At 65.8% G+C, this 15,481-nt stretch carries 13 protein-coding genes; 10 read left to right on the top strand and 3 right to left on the bottom strand.

What is annotated here, in order from left to right:
- Nucleotides 1-19 precede the first annotated feature (19 nt).
- From CWS35_RS27905 to CWS35_RS27860, 10 genes are all read left to right on the top strand, one after another.
- Nucleotides 20-976, top strand: coding sequence for a sugar kinase (locus CWS35_RS27905; protein ID WP_024582178.1), 957 nt, complete (start codon nucleotides 20-22; stop codon nucleotides 974-976).
- Nucleotides 973-1,623: a bifunctional 4-hydroxy-2-oxoglutarate aldolase/2-dehydro-3-deoxy-phosphogluconate aldolase gene (gene eda / locus CWS35_RS27900; RefSeq protein ID WP_100954909.1), complete on the top strand. Its 651-nt coding sequence runs from the start codon at nucleotides 973-975 to the stop codon at nucleotides 1,621-1,623. The genes CWS35_RS27905 and eda overlap by 4 nt, the downstream gene beginning before the upstream one ends.
- A gap of 45 nt (nucleotides 1,624-1,668) precedes the next feature.
- Nucleotides 1,669-2,838, top strand: a complete 1,170-nt coding sequence (locus CWS35_RS27895) for an acetyl-CoA acetyltransferase (protein ID WP_024582176.1) — start codon at nucleotides 1,669-1,671, stop codon at nucleotides 2,836-2,838.
- A gap of 18 nt (nucleotides 2,839-2,856) precedes the next feature.
- Nucleotides 2,857-4,395: a class I adenylate-forming enzyme family protein gene (locus CWS35_RS27890; protein WP_100954908.1), complete on the top strand. Its 1,539-nt coding sequence runs from the start codon at nucleotides 2,857-2,859 to the stop codon at nucleotides 4,393-4,395.
- A 141-nt stretch (nucleotides 4,396-4,536) separates the two neighbouring features.
- A complete protein-coding gene (locus CWS35_RS27885; protein ID WP_024582174.1) occupies nucleotides 4,537-4,737 on the top strand; it encodes a hypothetical protein in 201 nt (66 codons plus the stop codon).
- A 166-nt stretch (nucleotides 4,738-4,903) separates the two neighbouring features.
- The gene (locus CWS35_RS27880; RefSeq protein ID WP_100954907.1) at nucleotides 4,904-6,103 is read left to right on the top strand and encodes a CaiB/BaiF CoA-transferase family protein; all 1,200 of its coding nucleotides are present in this window, start codon (nucleotides 4,904-4,906) and stop codon (nucleotides 6,101-6,103) included.
- An 11-nt stretch (nucleotides 6,104-6,114) separates the two neighbouring features.
- On the top strand, nucleotides 6,115-7,281 hold the full coding sequence (locus CWS35_RS27875) for an acyl-CoA dehydrogenase family protein (protein WP_100954906.1): 1,167 nt from the start codon (nucleotides 6,115-6,117) through the stop codon (nucleotides 7,279-7,281).
- 147 nt (nucleotides 7,282-7,428) lie between these two features.
- Entirely contained in the window at nucleotides 7,429-8,565 is a 1,137-nt protein-coding gene (locus CWS35_RS27870) for a thiolase family protein (protein ID WP_024582171.1), read from the top strand.
- Complete coding sequence (locus tag CWS35_RS27865; RefSeq protein ID WP_024582170.1) at nucleotides 8,562-8,921, top strand: Zn-ribbon domain-containing OB-fold protein; 360 nt, start codon at nucleotides 8,562-8,564, stop codon at nucleotides 8,919-8,921. The genes CWS35_RS27870 and CWS35_RS27865 overlap by 4 nt, the downstream gene beginning before the upstream one ends.
- 457 nt (nucleotides 8,922-9,378) lie before the next feature.
- On the top strand, nucleotides 9,379-9,906 hold the full coding sequence (locus tag CWS35_RS27860; RefSeq protein WP_024582169.1) for a carboxymuconolactone decarboxylase family protein: 528 nt from the start codon (nucleotides 9,379-9,381) through the stop codon (nucleotides 9,904-9,906).
- 370 nt (nucleotides 9,907-10,276) lie between these two features.
- On the opposite strand, the gene glsA is transcribed toward CWS35_RS27860, so the two are convergent.
- The 3 genes from glsA to CWS35_RS27845 are packed head-to-tail and all read right to left on the bottom strand — an operon-like array spanning nucleotide 10,277 to nucleotide 15,433.
- Nucleotides 10,277-12,136, bottom strand: coding sequence for a glutaminase A (gene glsA / locus CWS35_RS27855; RefSeq protein WP_100954905.1), 1,860 nt, complete (start codon nucleotides 12,134-12,136; stop codon nucleotides 10,277-10,279).
- Nucleotides 12,137-12,158: 22 nt separating this feature from the next.
- Entirely contained in the window at nucleotides 12,159-14,222 is a 2,064-nt protein-coding gene (locus CWS35_RS27850; protein WP_100954904.1) for a TRAP transporter permease, read from the bottom strand.
- 47 nt (nucleotides 14,223-14,269) lie between these two features.
- Nucleotides 14,270-15,433, bottom strand: a complete 1,164-nt coding sequence (locus CWS35_RS27845) for a TAXI family TRAP transporter solute-binding subunit (RefSeq protein WP_100954903.1) — start codon at nucleotides 15,431-15,433, stop codon at nucleotides 14,270-14,272.
- Nucleotides 15,434-15,481: the final 48 nt, after the last annotated feature.

The raw sequence follows: 15,481 nt of genomic DNA, 5'->3' as shown, positions 1-15,481 counted from the left end.
CCGGCTCGCGGGTCTTATCATGACCAGGGTTGCCAGCATCGGCGAATGCATGATCGAGCTGCGTCAGGCGCCGGGCGGCCAGCCCGGCGGGCTGTATTCGCGCTCCTATGGCGGTGACACGCTTAACACCGCGCTCTATCTGTCGCGCCTTGGTGTCGACATCGACTACATCACGGCGCTCGGCGACGATGCGCTGAGCGACGAGATGATCGCGGGCTGGGCAGTTGAGGGCATTGGGACAAAACGTGTCGCGCGGTTGGCGGGCAGGCTGCCGGGGCTCTATCTGATACAGACCGACGACCGGGGCGAACGGCGCTTCTTCCATTGGCGTGACAGCGCCGCCGCGCGCGAGCTGATGGACCTGCCGGAGACGGACGACATCCTGAACTCGCTCGCGACCTACGACATCGTCTATCTCTCCGCGATCACGCTCTCGATCCTGCGCGAGGACGGACGCGAGCGGCTGATGGCGGCGCTGAAGCGGGCGCGGCTGCTGGGAACACGCTTCGCATTCGACACCAATTTCCGCGCTCGCGGCTGGCCGGATCTGGGTGTCGCGCGGAAGGTCTTCAGCAGCGCGTTCGAGACCGCCGATATCGTGCTGGCATCGACCGAAGATCTGGCGCCGCTTTATCCCGGCGAGAGCAACGCCGCGCTGCTCGCCGGCATCTCGAGCCCCGAGGTCGTGCTGAAGCTCGCCGAGCCCGCCTGCATCGTGCGCTCCCGTGCGGGGACGAACGAGGTGCGGGCGGAGCCGCTCATCAAGCCGGTGGTCGATACCACCGCGGCCGGCGACAGTTTTGCCGCGGCCTATCTTGCCGCGCGGCTCGGTGGCGCCGAGCCCGTGGAGGCGGCGCGGGCGGGTCATCGTTTGGCCGGTGTCGTGGTGTGCTATCCCGGTGCGATCATTCCGCGTTACGCCATGCCACCGAGAAAGACGCCTCGTCCCCCACCATCCCGCAAGGCCTCGCAATGACAACGACATCGAAGCAGGACCGGATCGCCGAGCTGATCCGCCAGGCCACCGTGATCCCGGTGCTGACCATCGAGCGGCTTGCCGACGCCGTGCCGCTCGCCAAGGCGCTGGTCGCGGGTGGCGTGCGCACCCTCGAGGTCACGCTGCGCACGCCGGTCGCAGCCGATGCGGCCAAGGCCATCATCGCCGAGGTGCCGGACGCGGTGGTCGGGATCGGCACCATCCTCAACGCCGACGATCTGGCGCGCGCGGCGGCGCTTGGCGCCAAATTCGGCATCAGTCCCGGTGCGACACCCGAATTGTTGCAGGCGGCGGCCGCCAGCGGGTTGCCGTTCGCGCCGGGAATCGCGACCGCGTCCGAGTTGATGCAGGCCTTGGCGCACGGCTTCGACGTCGTCAAATTTTTCCCCGCCGAGCAGGCAGGCGGTATCAAGGCACTGCGGGCCTTGGCCGGTCCATTCCCGCATGTCAGGGTCTGTCCGACCGGCGGGATCGGCGAGGCCAATGCGGCGACCTGGCTCGCCGAGCCCAACGTGCTGGCGGTCGGTGGTTCCTGGCTGTGCCCGGCGCCCGATATCCGCGCCGGCAACTGGGCCGGCATAACCGCCATGTGCGCCAAGGCGATGAAAACGCTGAAAGCCGCCTGAAGATACGCTACATAACTCCCTGAACAGGAACAGGGAGATACGGCCATGACCGCCAGCATCGTGGGTTGGGCGCACACGCCATTCGGAAAGTTCGACGCGGAAACCGTTGAAGGTCTCGTCGTCAAGGTCGCCAACGAGGCACTGGCCGATGCCGGCATTGCCGCATCCGACGTCGACGAGATCATGCTCGGCCATTTCAACGCCGGCTTCTCGCCGCAGGATTTCACGGCGTCGCTGGTGTTGCAGGCCAATCCGGCGCTGCGCTTCAAGCCGACCACCCGGGTCGAGAACGCCTGCGCCACCGGCTCCGCCGCCGTGCATCAGGGTATCCGCGCCATCGAGGCGGGCGCCGCCAAGATCGTGCTGGTGGTCGGCGTCGAGCAGATGACCCGGACGCCGGGTCCGGAGATCGGCAAGAACCTCTTGAAGGCATCGTATCTGCCCGAGGACGGCGATACGGTCGGCGGCTTTGCCGGCGTGTTCGGCAAGATCGCGCAGGCCTATTTCCAGAAATACGGCGACCAGTCGGACGCGCTGGCGATGATCGCGGCGAAGAACCACAAGAACGGCGTCGCCAACCCCTATGCGCAGATGCGCAAGGATTTCGGCTTCGAGTTCTGCCGCGCCGAGAGCGACAAGAACCCGTTCGTCGCCGGTCCCCTGAAGCGCACCGATTGCTCGCTGGTGTCGGACGGCGCGGCCGCGCTGGTGCTGACCGATGCCGAGACCGCCAAGAGCATGGGCAAGGCGGTCAACATCCGCGCGACCGCGCATGCGCAGGATTTCCTGCCGATGTCCAAGCGTGACATCCTCCAGTTCGAAGGCTGCACCACCGCCTGGCAGCGCGCGCTGGACAAGGCCGGCCTGCAACTCTCCGATCTCTCCTTCGTGGAAACCCACGACTGCTTCACGGTCGCCGAACTGATCGAATATGAAGCGATGGGCCTGACGCCGAAGGGCCAGGGGGCGCGCGCGATCAAGGAAGGCTGGACCCAGAAGGACGGCAAGCTGCCGGTCAATCCGTCCGGCGGCCTGAAGGCCAAGGGCCATCCGATCGGCGCCACCGGCGTCTCGATGCATGTGATGACCGCGATGCAACTCACCGGCCAGGCGCCCGAGGGCATGCAGCTCAAGAATCCGCAGATCGGCGGCATCTTCAACATGGGCGGCGCTGCGGTCGCCAACTACGTCTCGATCCTCGAGCCGGCCAAGTAGCTTGACCGGTGAAGTAGCTTGAACATTGCCGAATGGCTGGCGGCGACGGCGCGGGCGCGTCCCGATGCGCCGGCGCTGCTGACCGGCTTTGATCTCGACGCCGACTACGCGACCTTCGCCCGCCGCGCCGCCTCGATCGGGGCGGCGCTGGTGCGCGATCACGGCATTGCCGCCGGCGACCGTGTCGCGCTGTTTGCGTCGAACTGCACGCAATATCTCGAATGCCTCTACGGCATCTGGTGGATCGGCGCGGTAGCGATCCCGATCAACGCCAAGCTGCACGGCCGCGAGGCGGCGTGGATCTGCGGCAATGGCGGCGCCACGCTCGCTTTCGTCTCCGATGACACGGTTGGTGCGCTGACGGAGGCGAAGGACGATTGCCCCGCCGGCATGACCATGCTGTCGGTCGACAGCGACGCGTACCGGACGATGCGAGGCGACGAGGGCGCACCGGCGCCGCTGCCGCGCGAGACCAATGACCTCGCCTGGCTGTTCTACACTTCGGGCACCACAGGCCGGCCCAAGGGCGTGATGCTGAGCCACGGCAATCTGCTGGCGATGTCGCTGTGCTATCTCGCCGACGTCGATCCGGCGACGCCGCGCGATGCCTCGCTCTATGCCGCGCCGATCTCGCATGGCGCCGGCCTGTACAATTTCCCGCATGTCCGGATGGGCGGCCGCCACGTCGTTCCTGAAACCGGGGGCTTCGATCCGGACGAGGTGCTCAACCTCGGCCGCCAGCTCGACAATGTCGTGATGTTTGCAGCACCCACCATGGTGCGCCGCCTGGTCGATGCCGCCAAGAAGCGCGGCGAGAACGGCGAGGGGCTGCGCACCATCATCTATGGCGGCGGGCCGATGTACACCGCCGACATCCGAGACGCGATGGCGACGATGGGCCAGCGCTTCGTGCAGATCTACGGCCAGGGCGAGTCGCCGATGACGATCACGGCGCTGTCGCGCGACTGGCACCGGGCGAGCAATCATCCGCGCTATCTCGAACGGCTGGCGTCGGTCGGCACCGCGCAGAGCGTCGTCACCGTCCGCATCACCGACAAGGATGGCACGCCGCTGCCCGCGGGCGAGACCGGCGAGATCGAGGTCAAGGGCGCAACCGTGATGCTCGGCTACTGGAACAACCCGAAGGCCAATGCCGAGACCTTGAAGGATGGCTGGCTGCGCACCGGCGACGTCGGCCGGCTCGATGCTGACGGCTTCCTGACGCTGTCGGACCGCTCCAAGGACGTCATCATCTCCGGCGGCACCAACATCTATCCGCGCGAGGTCGAGGAAGCGCTGTTGACCCATCCCGACGTCCGCGAGGTCTCGGCGATCGGTGTGCCGGATCCGGAATGGGGCGAGATCGTCGTCGCCTGCGTGGTGCTGGAGGACGGCGCCAGCGCCGACGATGGCGGGCTCGACGCGCATTGCCTTGCCTCGATCGCCCGCTTCAAGCGGCCGAAGCGCTACGTCTATCTCGATGCCCTGCCGAAGAACAATTATGGCAAGGTGCTGAAGACCGCGCTGCGGGAGATGATGGCCAAGGGCATGGGCTAAGGCGATCGGGCCGGGCCAAATCGAAAACATTGAAAACAACCCCATGCAAAGCAGGGATTGGGGCGCTGGAGCCGTTAAGGGATAGGCCACAGCCCCCCGTCGCGCTAAGCTGCCTGCGCCTTGTCACCGGGAGAACGGACCATGGGTATCGAGACGTCCCTGTCGCTGTCGGAAGTGAACGATCGCATTGCGATCCTCCGGGACAATATCAGGCAGCTGATCGAGCAGGCCGCGGGCGCTGCCGGCGCCGAAGTCGAGGAACGCATCGCCGAGCGGCTCGAGCAGCAGAATGCGGAACTGGAAAAGCTCCTGAAGGCGCGCGAGGCGATGACCGGGCAGTAATGGACGAGGAACGGCGGGCGCCTGATCGGCCCGCGCTGCGTTCCGCCGCGCGGAAACGACCCAACCGCCGCCACGCATACGCCCATACGCCCGGCGCCGCTTGATCTCGGCAAAGACCTCCCGTTACTAGGCTTCAATCCAGAACAGCCGGGGAGCGAGCAGCACGATGGGACCATTGCAGGGTATCAAGGTCGTCGACATGACGACCGTGCTGATGGGACCCTACGCCACGCAGATGCTCGGCGACTACGGCGCCGACGTCATCAAGGTGGAATCGCCCGACGGCGACGTGACGCGGCAGATCGGCCCGACCCGGCATCCCGGCATGGGCCCGGTGTTCCTCAACACCAACCGCAGCAAGCGTTCGATCTGCCTCGATCTGAAAAAGCCCGCGGGCCGCGAAGCGGTGCTGCGGTTGATCGCAAAGGCCGACGTGCTGGTCTACAACGTGCGTCCGCAGGCGATGGCCCGGCTGCAACTCGGCTACGATGTCATCGCCAAGGTCAATCCGCGGCTGATCTATGCCGGCGTGTTCGGCTTCGGCCAGGACGGGCCGTATGCCGCCAAGCCCGCTTATGACGATCTGATCCAGGGCGCGACCGCGCTGCCGGCGCTGATGGCGCAGACCTCGGACGGCGTGCCGCGCTACGTGCCGAATGCGCTGGTCGATCGCATCGTCGGCCTCACCGCGGTCGGCGCGATCTGCGCGAGCCTGGTGCATCGCGACCGCACCGGGCAGGGCCAGCGCGTCGACATTCCGATGTTCGAGACCATGGCCGGCTTCGTCATGGGCGACCACATGGGCGGGCTGACCTACGACCCGCCGCTCGACAAGGGCGGTTATGCGCGCCATCTCTCGCCAGACCGGCGGCCGTACAAGACGCTGGACGGCTACATCTGCGTGATCGTCTACAACGACAAGCAGTGGGAGAATTTCTTCAAGGCGACCGGGCGCGACGATCTGCGCAACGATCCGAAATTCGCCACCTTCGCCGGCCGCGCCACCAATATCGATGTGGTCTATGCCGAGCTCGCGCGCATCCTTGAGACCAAGACCACGGCCGAGTGGAACGAGATCCTCGAGAAGGCCGACGTGCCCGTGATGCCGATGCACGATCTCGAGAGCCTGCTCGAGGACCCGCATATGGTCACGACCGGCGTCTTTCCCGTGGTCGATCACCCGACGGAAGGGCGCATCCGCAGCATGACGCCGTCCGCACGCTGGTCGGAGACCAAGGTGGAGCCGAGCCGGCTGGCGCCGCGGCTCGGCGAGCACAGTGAAGCAATCCTGCGCGAGGCCGGTTTCTCGACCGAGGAGATCGCAGCGATGGTGCGCGACGGCGCAGCCAAAGCGGCGCAGGCATAGGAGCACGACAGATGGATTTCGCACTCTCCGCCAACCAGGAATCGATCCGCGACGCGGTGGCAAAAATCTGCTCGCGCTTTGACGAAGCGTACTGGCTGAAGAAGGACAAGGAGGGCGGCTTTCCGGCCGACTTCCACCGCGCGCTGGCCGATGCCGGCTGGCTCGGCATCTGCATCCCGGAGGAATATGGCGGCTCCGGCCTCGGTATCACCGACGCCGCGATCATGATGCGCACGATCTCCGAGTCCGGGGCCGGCATGTCGGGCGCGTCGGCCGTGCACATGAACGTGTTCGGGCTCAATCCGGTCGTCGTGTTCGGCACCAAGGAACAGTGCCAGCGCATGCTGCCGCCGATCATCGACGGTCGCGACAAGTCGTGCTTTGCGGTGACCGAGCCGAACACCGGCCTCAACACCACGCAGCTCAAGACCCGCGCGGTGCGCCAGGGCGAAAAATACGTCGTCAACGGCCAGAAGGTGTGGATTTCGACCGCGCAGGTCGCCAACAAGATCCTGCTGCTCGCGCGCACCACGCCGCTGGAGGAGGTGCGCAGCCCGACCCACGGTCTCAGCCTGTTCTACACCGATTTCGACCGCAAGCGCGTCACCGTGCATGAGATCGAGAAGATGGGCCGCAAGCCGGTCGACTCCAACGAGCTGTTCTTCGAGAATTTCGAGATTCCAGTCGAGGATCGCATCGGCGAGGAGGGGCGCGGCTTCGAATACATCCTACACGGCATGAACCCCGAGCGCATCCTGATCGCGGCCGAAGCGGTAGGCCTTGGCCAGATCGCGCTGAAGCGGGCGTCGGACTACGCCAAGGGTCGCATCGTGTTCAACCGCCCGATCGGCATGAACCAGGCGATCCAGCATCCGCTGGCGAAGTGCTGGATGGAGCTCGAGGCGGCCTGGCTGATGGTGCTGCGCGCCGGCTGGCAATATGACCAGAACCTGCCGTGCGGCCCCGCGGCGAACTCGGCAAAGTATCTGGCGGCGGAAGCCGGCTTCCATGCCTGCGAGCAGGCGGTGATGACCCATGGCGGCTTCGGCTACGCCAAGGAATATCACGTCGAGCGCTACTTGCGGGAATCACTGATCCCGCGCATCGCGCCGATCAGCCCGCAGCTCATCCTCAGCTTCATCGGCGAGAAGGTGCTCGGCCTTCCGAAGTCGTATTGATGGATGAGCGACGGATGTCTCCACTTGTCATTCCGGGGCGCGCCGCTTGGCGCGAGCCCGGAATCCATACTCACGATGGTGGTTATGGATTCCGGGCTCGTCGCTTCGCGTCGCCCCGGAATGACGCTCTGAGAGAGGTGCGCTGACATGAGCTTCGTCACCGGCGTCGGTCTCACATCCTACGGCAAGCATGAGGGCTCATCATCGCTCGACCTGATGAGCAAGGCGGCCGAGCTCGCGATCGCAGACGCCGGGCTGAAGCGTACCGACATCGATGGCATCCTGTGCGGCTATTCCACCGTCTCGCCGCACATCATGCTCGCGACCGTGTTTGCCGAGCATTTCGGCATCCGCCCATCCTATGCTCATGCCGTGCAGGTCGGCGGTGCGACCGGACTGGCGATGACCATGCTGGCGCATCAGCTCGTCGATGCCGGCGTGGCGAAGCATGTGCTGGTGGTCGGTGGCGAGAACCGGCTGACGGGGCAGAGCCGCGACGCCTCGATCCAGGCGCTCGCCCAGGTCGGGCATCCCGACTACGAGGTGACCTTGGGGCCGACGATCCCGGCCTATTACGGCCTGGTCGCGACCCGCTACATGCATGAATACGGCCTGACGCAAGAAGACCTTGCCGAGTTCGCGGTGCTGATGCGCAAGCACGCGCTGATGCATCCCGGCGCGCAATTCCATGAGCCGATCACGGTTGCCGACGTGATGGCCTCGAAGCCGGTGGCGATGCCGCTCAAGCTGCTCGACTGCTGCCCGGTGTCGGACGGCGGTGCCGCTTGCGTGATCAGCCGCGAGCCGACCGGCGAGCGGCGGGTCCGCGTCCGCGGCTGCGCACAGGCGCACACCCATCAGCATGTCACGGCTGCGCCCGCGTTGAGCGAACTCGGCGCGGAGATTTCGATCGCGAAAGCAAAGCAGGCAGCGGGTGTCGCGATCTCGGACGTGCGCTACGCCGCGGTCTACGATAGCTTCACGATCACGCTTGCGATGCTGCTGGAAGACCTCGGTCTTGCCGGGCGCGGCGAGGCGGCGGCGCGAGTCCGTGCCGGCTATTTCAACGGGGATGGCGAGATGCCGCTCAACACCCATGGCGGCCTGCTCAGCTACGGCCATTGCGGCGTCGGCGGTGCGATGGCGCATCTGGTCGAGACCCAATTGCAGATGACCGGCCGCGCCGACAACCGTCAGGTGCGCGATGCCTCGGTTGCGCTGCTGCACGGCGACGGCGGCGTGCTGTCGTCGCATGTCAGCATGTTCCTGGAGCGCGTGCGATGAGTGAACCGATCGCTGATTGGACCAAGGGCGCGGAAGCCATCGTCTACCAGACCTGCAACGCCTGCGGCGCGCGGCAATATTTCCGCCGCAGCTTCTGCGCTGCCTGCGGCTCGCCCGACCTCGCCGAGCATCGCGCCAGCGGGGCAGGGACGGTGTATGCGACCTCGCTGGTCTGCCGCGCCGCAACGCCGGAGACCCGGGCGCATGTGCCCTACAACATCCTGCTCGTCGACACCGACGAGGGCTTTCGCATGATGGCCCATGGCGACACCGACCTTGCGATCGGCGACAAGGTGTCGGCGCGCTTCACGCAGTTCGCAGGACGGCTGGTCCCGTATTTCGCAAAGGCGAAATAGCCCCGTCATTGCGAGCGAAGCGAAGCAATCCATGGTTGGACGGGGAGCATGGATTGCTTCGTCGCCGCGCTCCTCGCAATGACGGCCTTTACGCGTTACTCGACAGTCGTCACCGCCAATAGAGCACAACGCTGGCGATGACGAGCATCGCCGTCACCGCCAGCACCTGCGCAAGCGCTTCCGAGGCCGCCCTCCTTGTGGCTTCCTTCATGCGTTTCCCCTAAGACCTGGGCGTGACTCATCGTTGCGCCCGGAGAGCGCAAGACGGCCAGATTTTGAACTCGGAACACCCCGCGTCGAGCATTCGCTCTTGATGAGTCCCCACTCAGCGAATATCGACCGCGTCAGGGTTGTATGGGAATGCGGCGGCAATTTGACTCGCGCGTGTTGCTCCTGCGACGGCCGCCCGATACTGTTCGGAACCCAAGAGACACGACAGCAAGAACAAGGTTAGGAAATGGCCCGCATCGACTACTCAGATCCCGCGCAGGCAAGCCCGCGCACCCGCGAGATCCTCGACAAGAACCGCAACGCCAACATCTTCCGCATGATGGCGCACTCGCCGAGCTACTTCGAGCAATACTGCCGGCTCGGCGGCGCGATCCGCCACAAAGGCGAGCTCGATCCGGTCGTGCGCGAGCTTGCGATCACGCGCACCGGCATTCTCTGCGAGGCGCCCTACGAGATCGTTGCGCACAAGCGCATTGGCAAGAATGTCGGCGTCACCGACGAGCAGAACGCGGCGCTGGAGAACTGGCAATCGGCGAGTTGCTTCGATGAGGTGCAGCGCGCGGCGCTCGCCTTCACCGATGAAATCGTCAAGCTGAAGAAGCCGACGGATGCCACCTTCAAGGCGATCGCAGCCAAGCTGACGCCGGCCGCGCTGATCGAGCTACAGCTCTCGGTCGGCTTCTACATCATGACGTCGAAGTTCCTCGAGACGTTCGAGATCGACATGCAGCCGGTGACGGAAGTGGTGAGCTGATCCTCTCTTCGCCTCGTCCCGCCTGCGGGGAGAGGTCGGATAGCATGACATGCGATCCGGGTGAGGGGGGAGCCTCCGCGAGTCCAACTAGAACATGATGAGATTAGGTTGAGATGGAGCGGCGTCGAAGGTTCACCTTTCCCTTGGGAGAGGTCGATTTGCGTAGCAAATCCGGTGAGGGGTTTCGGTCTATCGAGAGCGCAAGAGCCCTCACCCGGCGCTTCGCGCCGACCTCTCCCCGACGGGGAGAGGCGGACCGAGACCGCGCCGAGCCGATTCAATCAAAGCTCATCCCGCTTTAGAAGTCATTTTGCGGAGTCGGCCCCCACCTTAACCCGTTCTCTGCAAGTGGGCGCGGGAGAAGAAAGACCTAGCCCGACGTCAGCAGATCGACCTTCGCATTGGCCACGATCAGCCGCTCGGCGAGGATCTGCGCGAGATTACGCATGATCCGCTCGCCGGCACGCGGGTGCTGCTCGCGGAAGCGTTCGAAATCCGCGATCGTCACCTCGTAGGCGGTTGCCGACATGTCGGCCACCACGTCGGCCGAGCGCTTCGGCTCCAGCAGCGCCATCTCGCCGAACGCCATGCCGGCGGTCAGCGTTGCGAGCCGGATGCCGTCGGGCAGGGTGACGTGGACCACGCCGCTGCGCAGGAAGAACAGCGAGCTCGCCGCGCTGCCGGCCGCGATGATCCTTTCATTCGGCTGGTAGGTCCTGACCGTGCAGAGCGGAGCAAGATCGGCGACCTCGTCCGCGCTCAATCCGGCAAGCAACGGTTGCTCGGCAAGCTCCGTGGTCTCGAGGAAATCGATCGAGCCGCCATAACGGTAGACGATCTGGTCCTCCGCCCATTCGATCGCGGTGTCGAGCAAATAGAAATCCCTGATATTGCCGAGCCGGTTGGTCCACTCGCTGATCGTCGCCCATTCGCGCGAGGTCCGCTTGATGCCCGAGAGGATCACGGTGACGCCGAGCTCGGCGAGTTCCTGGAAGGCTTCCGCGACCAGCCTTGCGCCGGCGCGGGTCGTCGCGGTGACGCGGCGCAGGTCGAAGATCACGAATTCGGGCCGCGGGCTGCCGGCGAGGCGGCGCGAGACATAGTCGACATTGGAGAGCGACAGCGTGCCGACCAGTTCGATCACGCGCACCTCCTGGAAGTGCTTGGCCAGGATCTCCTGCTCCTGCGGCCGGCGCACCCGGCGGGACGGGTTCTTGCCGATGTTGTAATCGGCGATGATGCTGTGGCGGGCGTCGTCGCTGCGGTTCAGCATGTGCAGGTCGTAATGCGCCGACAGCGCTTCGCACACCTTGATGCCGCGCACGCTGTTGCCGTGCTTGTCGAGCTTCGGCGAGTAGCTGCCGAGCCCGAGCCGGGCCGGCAGTGCCGCCAGGATGCCGCCGCCGACGCCGCTCTTGGCGGGAATGCCGACGCGGTAGATCCATTCGCCGGCGTAGTCATACATGCCCGACGAGGTCATCACCGAGAGCGTACGCGCGATCGCGTAGGGCGTCACGACCTGCTCGCCGGTCAACGGATTGATGCCGCGGTTGGCGAGCGTCGCCGCCATCACGGCGGTGTCGCGCGCGGTGACCAGGATGGCGCATTGCCGGAAGTAGACGTCGAGCACCGCGGGCACGTTCTCGGTGATCACGCTGTTGGTGCGCAACAGATAGCCGATCGCCCGGTTGCGGTCGCCGGTGGCGCTCTCCGAGGCGTAGACCGCCTCGTCGACGTCGAGCGCGCGGCCGGCGAAGCGGCCGAGCGCGTGGCGGATATAGTCGAACGCGCCGTCGCCCTTGTCGGCATGGAGTAGCCCGGAGCAGGCGATCGCCCCCGCATTGACCATCGCGTTGAACGGATGGTTGTCGGCATTGAGCCGGATCGAATTGAAGGGGTCGCCGGACGGCTCGACGCCGATCACGCTCTCCACCCGCTCGGCGCCCAGGGTGTCCAGCGCCAGCGCGAACACGAACGGCTTCGACATCGACTGGATGGTGAAGGGCACGCGGGTATCGCCGACCTCGTAGACGTGGCCGTCCAACGTCGTGAGGCTGATGCCAAAATGGGCAGGATCGGCCTTGCCGAGCTCGGGAATGTAGTCGGCAACCGCGCCGCCGGCTTCCGGGAGGAAGTCTGCGTAACAAGTGTGCAGAAACCGCAGCAGCGGCGGCTTCGAGTTGGACCAGGCCGTGGTGGTGGCGGTGACGGGAGGCGGCGATCGTTTCATCGCCTCCTGTTGTGCAACGCAATCAGGGCGCGCGCAACTGGTTCGGAACCAGTGCCTGGCGGCGGACCAGCATGAGCGCGACCAGCACCGTCGGGGTGAGGATCGCAAGCCCCAGCAGCGTCACCTGCACCTGCGACAGCGGGTTGATGCCGCCGCCGGGCGTCGCCAGCACGAAGCCGCCGATCACCAGCAGCACCCGCAGCGGCCATTCCAGCGCACCGGCGCCGCGGAGGTCGCCGACAAAGGCCTGATAGCCCTGGATGCCGCCGCAGATGAACAGCGTGCCGCAGGCCGCCAGCGCCATCAGGCCGAGGCCGGCGAGATAGGGGCTGTCACCCTGCATCACCAGCGCCGGGTTCAGCACGAAGAAGAACGGGATGAAATAGATGATGCTGCCGACCCACATCGATTCCCAGCCGGTCTTCATCGCGGGCGAGCCGGCGATGCCGGCCGCGGCAAAGGACGCGATCGCGACCGGCGGCGTGATCGACGACAGCATGCCCCAATAGAAGATGAACATGTGCACCGCCATCCGGTTCAGCCCGAGCTTCTCCAGCGCGGGGGCGACCAGGATGGCGAGGAAGATGTAGCAGGCCGTCGTGGTCAGACCGAGGCCGAGGATCAGGCTGGTGAAGGCGCACATCACGAGCAGCAGGAACGCGTTGTCGCCGGCGAGCGTCAGCAGGTCGTTGGCGAGGCTCGAGACCACGCCGGTCATCGAGAATGCGCCGATCAGGAGGCCGCAGCCGGCGAGGATGCCGACCAGTTCGACGAAGGTGCGGCCGTTGACTTCGAGAAACTTGCCGATCGTCGCGAACGTCCAGCGGGTGTCCCTGGAGAAGATCTGGTTGAGCACCAGCAGCAGCGCGGTGGCATAGAACGGCGCGTGGCTCTCGCGCTTGAAATACAGCAGCATCACGATTAGCAGCGCGATCACGAAGACGTAGTACCAGCCGTCCCTGATCGTATCCATCACCCGCGGCAGCTCGGCGCGCGGGATGCCCTTCAGCCCGTGCCGCGCGGCGTAGGAATCGACCTGCATGAACAGGCCGATATAGTACAGCGTCGCAGGGACGATCGCGGCGATCGCGACCTCGGCGTAGCTGATGTTGAGGAACTGGGCGATCACGAACGCGGTCGCGCCCATCACCGGCGGCGCCAGCACCGCGCCGGTCGAGGCGCAGGCCTCGATCGCGCCGGCATAGGAGGCGCGGAAGCCACTCTTCTTCATGACCGGGATCGTCATGGTGCCGGCGGTCAGCACGTTGGACACGATCGAGCCCGACATCATGCCGAGCAGGCCGGAGGCGAAGATGCAGACCTTGGCGGCGCCGCCACGGAACGTGCCGCACAGCGCGAAGGCGAGGTTGATGAAGAACTTTCCGGCGCCGGTCATCATCAGCGCGGTGCCGAACACCAAAAACCCGATCACGGTGTCGGCGAAGGCCTGGATCGGAATCCCGAGCAGGCTCTCGCCGGACAGCACGTGATAGGCCGTGGCCTGGTCGAGCGTGAGCTGCGAGCCGCGGAACGGGCCGAGCCAGCCCGCTTCGGCGAACAGCGGATAGACCGTGAAGGGCAGCACGCTCAGCAGCAGGCTCCAGCCGCCGGTTCGGCGCAGTGCCTCCATCAGCATCGCCCACATCACGAGGCCGGCGATGATGACGTTGCGCGGCGCGCCGTCGGATTCCCAGCCATACTGCGCCGCCTTGCGCACGTTCAGCATCAGCCAGATCGAGGCGACGAAGGTCGCCACCGCGAGGGCGAGGTCATACCAGGGAATGCGCTTCAGCGGTGCGCGCTCCGTTCCCGGGAAGATCAGGAACGTGAACGGCAGCATCAGCGCGATCAGGAGATAGAAATACTCGGTGTTGAGCTGGGTGTAGTCGACGAAGAAACGTAGCGAGAATTGCTGGTTGATGCAGAGCAGGATGGTCGCGGCGGTCGCGACCACGAGCGCCCAGCGCCAAGGGCCGTGCAACGAGCGCACGCGGGTGACCTCGGCCTCCTGCAAATTGTCGAGGCCGGCATGCGGATCCTCGAACTCGATTCGTTTCGCAGGCGCAGCCGCGGCGTTATCCGGCATCACGCATCCCCCAGTGCTGTTGGTTTGGGCCGCAGGCTCGTCAGGTGTTACTCGAAGCCGTTGGGCAGGTCGGCCTTGGCGAGCGCGGTGGCGCGTGCCTTCATCCAGCCGTCGAGAAAGGCCTTGTCGTCCGCGGGCGGGTTCGACTTGCCGTAGTCGGTCCAGGCTGTGGCCAGCACCTGCTGCCGCTTGTAAAGCGCGTTGTTGTGCGCCTCCTGCTCGTCGCTCCAATGGCCGGCTTCCTTGAGCGCCTTGACCGCGCCGGGATGCACGGGAACGACCCAGTTCCTGGTCTGGCGGTCGGCGCCGAGGCCGGCGGCCCCGGGCGCCGAGTCCTTGTAGGCGTCGTAATTGACGATCATCGCCTTGGTGATCGCGTAGATCTGGTCGGCCGGCTGCGCGGCGTAGGCGACGAAGATCGGGTAGGGGTAGTTGCCGAGCTGGATCGGCTTGTCCGGCGTGATGCCGGCGCCGCAGGTCGCGGTTTGCGGGAAGAAGAAAGAGCCGACCTTCTTCACCCGCGCCCAGCCTTCCTTGTCGTTGGCCGGCAGCGGCGGCCACATCAATCCGCGCGGCGAGGTCTCGGCTTCCTTGGCGGGACCGGTGATGGTGGTGCCGAAGGCAGCGTCGGCGTCGTTGTTGATCAGGCCCTTCCACATCGCGCCATAGCTTGCGAACTCGACGATCTTGACGTCCTTCTCGGTGAGACCGCCGAACGCAAGCATCGCGAGCGCGTTCTGGTTCAGCGCCGGCGAGCCGACCACGAAGCCGACGCGCTTGCCGCGCAGATCCTTCATTTCCTTGACGCCGGCATCCGCTGCGACGCCGAGCGCGCCGCAATTGCAGTCGACCGACGACAGCAGCAGTTGCAACGGCTGCGGGCCCCATTCCCTGGCGCCGAACTCGAACACGCCTTCCTGCGCGAAATAGGTGCCGGATCCCATCGCCGAGGAGATCGCGCGCTTGGCGCGCAGCGGGGCGAGACGGGCGACGTCGTTGCCGGCCGGCAGCACGCGGACGTCGGTGCCGTATTTGTCCTTCATCATCTTGCCGACGCCGACCGCGATGTTGAAGCCGGCGGTGCCGGTGTCATAGGCGGTCACCGCCATGGTCGGCGGCAGCTTGATGTCCTCGGCCGAGGCGGGCAGGGCAGCGACGAGTGAAATGCCGGCAAGAGCGGCAGGCGCGAGCGCCATCAGCCGATGGATCATTATTCCTCCCATTGTTTCGCTGTGCGAAACTTTTGCGGGCGGGATGAT

Source organism: Bradyrhizobium sp. SK17, assembly GCF_002831585.1.
Lineage (GTDB): Bacteria > Pseudomonadota > Alphaproteobacteria > Rhizobiales > Xanthobacteraceae > Bradyrhizobium.
Note: the sequence above shows the minus strand (reverse complement) of the source record. Positions and strands in the feature narration are given on the sequence as shown.

Bases quoted from the DNA above. Each gene is read 5' to 3' on its own strand.
- eda (WP_100954909.1), top strand. From the start codon at position 973: ATGACAACGACATCGAAGCAGGACCGGATCGCCGAGCTGATCCGCCAG.
- CWS35_RS27885 (WP_024582174.1), top strand. From the start codon at position 4,537: ATGGGTATCGAGACGTCCCTGTCGCTGTCGGAAGTGAACGATCGCATT.
- glsA (WP_100954905.1), bottom strand. From the start codon at position 12,136: ATGAAACGATCGCCGCCTCCCGTCACCGCCACCACCACGGCCTGGTCC.
- CWS35_RS27865 (WP_024582170.1), top strand. From the start codon at position 8,562: ATGAGTGAACCGATCGCTGATTGGACCAAGGGCGCGGAAGCCATCGTC.
- CWS35_RS27875 (WP_100954906.1), top strand. From the start codon at position 6,115: ATGGATTTCGCACTCTCCGCCAACCAGGAATCGATCCGCGACGCGGTG.
- CWS35_RS27905 (WP_024582178.1), top strand. From the start codon at position 20: ATGACCAGGGTTGCCAGCATCGGCGAATGCATGATCGAGCTGCGTCAG.
- CWS35_RS27850 (WP_100954904.1), bottom strand. From the start codon at position 14,222: ATGCCGGATAACGCCGCGGCTGCGCCTGCGAAACGAATCGAGTTCGAG.
- CWS35_RS27880 (WP_100954907.1), top strand. From the start codon at position 4,904: ATGGGACCATTGCAGGGTATCAAGGTCGTCGACATGACGACCGTGCTG.
- CWS35_RS27860 (WP_024582169.1), top strand. From the start codon at position 9,379: ATGGCCCGCATCGACTACTCAGATCCCGCGCAGGCAAGCCCGCGCACC.
- CWS35_RS27870 (WP_024582171.1), top strand. From the start codon at position 7,429: ATGAGCTTCGTCACCGGCGTCGGTCTCACATCCTACGGCAAGCATGAG.
- CWS35_RS27895 (WP_024582176.1), top strand. From the start codon at position 1,669: ATGACCGCCAGCATCGTGGGTTGGGCGCACACGCCATTCGGAAAGTTC.
- CWS35_RS27845 (WP_100954903.1), bottom strand. From the start codon at position 15,433: ATGATCCATCGGCTGATGGCGCTCGCGCCTGCCGCTCTTGCCGGCATT.